Source organism: Mesorhizobium sp. M7A.F.Ca.CA.004.04.2.1 (genome assembly GCF_004022825.1).
GTDB lineage: Bacteria > Pseudomonadota > Alphaproteobacteria > Rhizobiales > Rhizobiaceae > Mesorhizobium.
On the sequence record NZ_RZPH01001422.1, the window covers coordinates 1 to 1119 of the forward strand.

Here is a 1119-nt window from a genome sequence, read left to right on the forward strand (position 1 = left end):
GAGGCCGCGAGTGCGAGCGTAGAGATGGCGATAACAAGCTTTCTCATTCAATTGGCTCCATGATGAAGGCATTTCGGGACAGGACGTTAACGGATGCCGTAGGAGGAAAATTCCCTCCCCGGACGACTTTTGCCAGATCTTTGCTTTTTATGGGACACTGAAAAAGAAAAGCCCCGGGTGATACCGGGGCTTCCTGGAAATCGATCACTTCGCCTTTTCGTACAATTCAAGGACATGGTCCCAGTTGATCAGGCTGTCGACGAACGCCTCGAGATATTTCGGCCGGGCGTTGCGATAGTCGATGTAATAGGAATGCTCCCAGACATCGACCCCGAGGATCGGCGACGCGCCATGGACGAGCGGGTTCTCGCCGTTCGGCGTCTTCGAGATCGCCAGCTTGCCATCCTTGACGGAAACCCAGGCCCAGCCGGAACCGAACTGGGTCGTGCCGGCGGCAATGAAGTCGGCCTTGAACTTGTCATAGCCACCGAGATCGCTATCAACTGCCTTCTGCAGGGCGCCCGGCAGCTTGTTGCCGCCGCCGCCTTTCTTCATCCACTTCCAGAAATGGATATGGTTGTAGTGCTGGGCGGCATTGTTGAAGAGGCCGGCATTCTTGCCGAACGACTGCTTGACCACCTCTTCGACCGACAGATCACCCAAGCCTGCCTCGGCGGCGAGCTTGTTTCCGTTATCGACATACGCCTTGTGGTGCTTGTCGTGGTGATATTCCAGCGTCTCTTTCGACATGTAAGGCTGCAAGGCCTCATAGTCGTAAGGCAGAGCGGGCAATTCAAAGGCCATGGATAGTACTCCCTCGTGGAAAAATCCGGTGTCGACACCGGAGTAAGATAGGTCTGGAATGGATTGGGACAACTCCGGATGAAGCGTCGGTCGCCTTTTTATCCGCTCAAGCAGCGGAAGTCGAATGCGCCCAATCCCAATAGAGTTCGCGCGCCTTTTTGGCCACCGGCCCGGGTTGCAGATTGCGATCCTCGATACGCGTGACCGGCACGACCTTGGAATGGTTCCCGGTCGAAAAAATTTCGTCCGCTTCGAGGAAATCGCGCACGATAACGCTGCTTGGCGAGTATGGGTTCAAGACCACGGAAAAGGCGC

Annotated in this window: 1 protein-coding gene and 1 pseudogene; both read right to left on the bottom strand. The window is 55.9% G+C overall.

Features of this window, described 5'->3' with window-relative positions:
* Positions 1-204 precede the first annotated feature (204 nt).
* A complete protein-coding gene (locus EN893_RS35075; RefSeq protein ID WP_013532667.1) occupies positions 205-804 on the bottom strand; it encodes a superoxide dismutase in 600 nt (199 codons plus the stop codon).
* Positions 805-910: 106 nt separating this feature from the next.
* Positions 911-1119: pseudogene (locus EN893_RS35080) on the bottom strand (hypothetical protein); the annotation flags it as partial.